Below are 3,477 nucleotides of genomic sequence, written 5' to 3'. Positions count from 1 at the left end.
TGACCCCGTCTGCGAGGCTGCATAGCCTCATCAACCAGCGACGTCCGCCGAGCCCTTTTCAACATCGGGCGGGACATCCCCATCTATGACGCCTCGGTCGAGACGCCGCTCGGGCGGCGCTACATGACCCAGTTGGCCAAGCATTGGAGCCATCGCTTCGCGGTGACCCATGACGAGCAGACCGCGCTTATCCCGTTCTCCGACACCAGCCGCTGCCGGATGCAGGCCAGCGCCGAGCGGCTGTCGATCGTGGTCGAGGCCGAGGAGGCCGAGACGGCGGAGCGGTTGACCGGGGTGGTCGCCGAGCATCTGAACCGCTTCGCGTTCAAGGAGCCGCTGGTCATCTCATGGAGCCTGCGCGCATGAGCCCGCTCATCCGCCTGCGTGGGGTCGCCCTGTCGGCGATGCTGGCCATGGCCGCGATCGCACCGGCCGCGGCCGAGCCGGTGACCGTCACCGATATTGCCGGGCGCACCGTCACCATCGAGGCGCCGGCATCGCGGCTGCTGCTGGGCGAGGGCCGCGATCTGGTGGCGCTGGCCCTGGTCCATCCTGAACCCGTCTCGGTGCTGGCCGGCTGGCTGGGCGACCTGCAGCGGCTCGACCGCGCCACCTATGACCTGTTCCGCGCGCGGTTCCCGGCGATCGAGCAGGTGCCGATCGTCGGCGCCACCAGCAAGGAGAGCTTCTCGATCGAGAAGGCGCTGTCGGTGGCGCCCGATCTGGCGGTGCTGGGCTATGCCGGCCACGGTCCGTCGCCGCGATCGAAAGAGGTCATCGACCGGCTGACCGAGGCCGGCATTCCGATCGTGTTCGTCGATTTCCGGGGCAAGCCGATCGAGAACACGGTGCCGAGCCTGAAGATTCTGGGGCAGGTGCTGGGCCAGGAAGAGCGGGTCGGACGCTATATCGACCTCTATGAACAGCGCCTGGCGGTGATCCGCGACCGGGTCGCGGCATCGGATGCGGCGCGCCCGAAGGTGCTGCTCGACATGCGCCCGACGGTCGATGCCGGCTGCTGCGGGTCTCCGGGTAAAGGCAATCTGGGTGATTTCATCGATCTGGTCGGCGGCCACAATATCGGTGCCGATGTGCTGCCGGGGCCGCTTGGCCAGCTCGACGCCGAATATGTGCTGGCGACCGATCCCGATATCTACATCGCGACCGGTACCGCCAATGGCCAGGAAACCGGTGGTGTACCGATGGGGGCGGGGGTCGATGTGGCGACCGCGCGCGCCGGACTTGAGGCGGTCACCGCCCGCACGCCGGTGAACGCGTTGACGGCGGTGGCCGATGGCCGGGTCTACGGGCTGTGGCACAGCTTCTATAACTCGCCGCTCAATCTGGTGGCGATCGAGGCCATGGCCGGATGGCTGCGCCCCGACCTGTTCGCCGATCTGGACCCGGCGGCCACGCTGGATCTGATCAATCACGATTTCCTCGCGGTGCCGCTGGGCGGCGTCTATGCGGTTTCCCTGAACGACCCTGCCGGATGACACCATCTGCCCTTGCCGCGCGTGCCGGTCATCGCCGGCACCTGCTTCGCCGGGCGCTGACAGTGGCAGCGCTCGGCCTTCTGCTGTTCGCGGCCTTCATCGCCGACATCACCACCGGTGTCTCGGGGATGGGGCCGGCCACGGTGCTGGGCGGGCTGATCGACCCCGACAGCCTGACCCGAACCCAATCAGTGATCCTGTGGCAGGTGCGCCTGCCACAGGCGCTGATCGCCGTGCTCGTGGGGGCGGCACTGGCACTGGCGGGGGTGGAGATGCAGACCATCCTGTCGAACCCGCTGGCCAGCCCGTTCACGCTGGGCGTGTCGTCGGCGGCGGCATTCGGTGCGGCGCTGGCGATCGTGCTGGGGCTGGGCGTGCCGGGGGTATCGCCCAATTGGATCATATCGGCCAATGCCTTCGTCTTCGCCTTCGCATCGGTGCTGCTGTTGCAGGCGCTGGCGCGGATGCGCGGCGCCGGCATCGAAACCCTGGTGCTGTTCGGCATCGCGCTGGTCTTCGCCTTCAACGCGCTGACCGCGATGATCCAGTTCGTGGCCTCGCAGGAAGCGCTGCAGCAACTGGTGTTCTGGAGCATGGGCTCGCTGGCCCGTGCCGACTGGAACAAGGTCGGCATCCTGGCGCTGGTGCTAGGCGTGGTGCTGCCCTGGTCGCTGGCGCAGGCGCCGGCGATGACCGCCCTCAGGCTGGGCGAGGAACGGGCGCTGAGCTTCGGGCTGCATGTGCCACGCCTCAGATTCCTCAGCCTGCTCAGGGTCAGCCTGCTGTCGGCGACCGCGGTGGCGTTTGTCGGCACCATCGGCTTCGTCGGGCTGGTCGGTCCGCATCTGGCGCGGCTGTTGCTGGGCGAGGATCACCGTTACCTGCTGCCGGCCAGCGCGCTGGCCGGGGCGCTGGTGATGTCGCTGTCGAGCCTGGCCGGCAAGCTGCTGCTGCCGGGCGTGACCGTGCCGGTCGGCATCGTCACCGCCCTGATCGGGGTGCCGGCGTTTCTGGCGCTGATCCTGTCGCGCCGGGAGCGTCGCTGATGTCCGCCGGAGTGACGCCGATGACCCACGCGCCGACCGATCTGTTGAGCCTGCATGGCGCCACCGCCGGCTATCGCCGCCGGCCGGTGGTGCGCGATGTCGATCTGGGGCCGTTGCCGCCCGCCAGCATCACCGCCCTGGTGGGGCCGAACGGCGCCGGCAAGTCGACCCTGCTGAAAGGGCTGGCCGACGCCATGCCCATGGCCGGGCGGGTGATGCTGGGCACGACCGACCTGCTGGCCCTGGCACCGAAGGCACGGGCACGGTTGGTGGCGCATATGCCCCAGGCGCTGCCCGACCGGGTGGCCCTGACCGTGCTGGATGCGGTGATCGGCGCCCGGCGCGCCAGTCCGGCCGGCGCGCCGTCGCCCGAGCTTGCCGACATCGACGACACCGATCGCGCGGTGGCGGTGCTCGACCGGCTGGGCATCGCCGATCTGGCGCTGGAACCGCTGGACCGGCTGTCGGGGGGCCAGCGCCAGATGGCGGCGCTGGCCCAGGCGCTGGTCCGTGACCCGCGCATTCTGCTGCTGGATGAACCGACCAGCGCGCTGGACCTGCGCCACCAGTTCCAGGTGATGGCAACCGTGGCGGCGCTGGCCCGAGACCGCGCCATGCAGGTGATCGTGGTTCTGCACGATATCGATCTCGCCTGCCGCTGGGCCGACCGGATCGCGGTGCTGGGCCAGGGGCGCCTGACCGCCTTCGGCCCCCCCCGCCACCGCCATCACCCCCGCCATCCTCCGCGACGTCTGGGGCGTCGCCGCATCGGTCACGCCCGACGAGCGCGGCCGGGTGCGGGTGCAGGTGGAGGGGCTGGCCTGAGCGGAGCGGGCAATTTTCGGCAGCGTTAAGGAGCCTGTTGCAGAATGGGCTCCAACCCTGTCGATGTCCGCTTGCCCCCGCGCTGCGGGGCTGATTCCCTCGGGTGAGGT

4 protein-coding genes are annotated in these 3,477 nt (G+C 69.7%); all 4 read left to right on the top strand.

Features of this window, described 5'->3' with window-relative positions; translation table 11 throughout:
• Positions 1-9 precede the first annotated feature (9 nt).
• From IEW15_RS25055 to IEW15_RS25040, 4 genes are read left to right on the top strand one after another with little or no spacing between them, the layout of a single operon-like run.
• A complete protein-coding gene (locus tag IEW15_RS25055) occupies positions 10-366 on the top strand; it encodes a DUF2218 domain-containing protein (protein WP_372402867.1) in 357 nt (118 codons plus the stop codon).
• Entirely contained in the window at positions 363-1,496 is a 1,134-nt protein-coding gene (locus IEW15_RS25050) for an ABC transporter substrate-binding protein (RefSeq protein ID WP_229708826.1), read from the top strand. Before IEW15_RS25055 ends, IEW15_RS25050 begins: the two co-directional genes overlap by 4 nt.
• A complete protein-coding gene (locus IEW15_RS25045) occupies positions 1,493-2,542 on the top strand; it encodes a FecCD family ABC transporter permease (RefSeq protein WP_188583197.1) in 1,050 nt (349 codons plus the stop codon). Before IEW15_RS25050 ends, IEW15_RS25045 begins: the two co-directional genes overlap by 4 nt.
• Positions 2,542-3,396: an ABC transporter ATP-binding protein gene (locus IEW15_RS25040; protein WP_229708825.1), complete on the top strand. Its 855-nt coding sequence runs from the start codon at positions 2,542-2,544 to the stop codon at positions 3,394-3,396. The genes IEW15_RS25045 and IEW15_RS25040 overlap by 1 nt, the downstream gene beginning before the upstream one ends.
• Positions 3,397-3,477 lie beyond the last annotated feature (81 nt).

It is taken from the genome of Tistrella bauzanensis (genome assembly GCF_014636235.1).
In the GTDB taxonomy this organism is placed as follows: domain Bacteria; phylum Pseudomonadota; class Alphaproteobacteria; order Tistrellales; family Tistrellaceae; genus Tistrella; species Tistrella bauzanensis.
The sequence above is the reverse complement of the archived record's forward strand: the minus strand, read 5'-3'. Positions and strand labels throughout refer to the sequence as shown.

Excerpts from the sequence above, each read along its gene's own strand:
- IEW15_RS25050 (WP_229708826.1), top strand. The coding sequence starts at position 363 with ATGAGCCCGCTCATCCGCCTGCGTGGGGTCGCCCTGTCGGCGATGCTG.
- IEW15_RS25045 (WP_188583197.1), top strand. The coding sequence starts at position 1,493 with ATGACACCATCTGCCCTTGCCGCGCGTGCCGGTCATCGCCGGCACCTG.
- IEW15_RS25040 (WP_229708825.1), top strand. The coding sequence starts at position 2,542 with ATGTCCGCCGGAGTGACGCCGATGACCCACGCGCCGACCGATCTGTTG.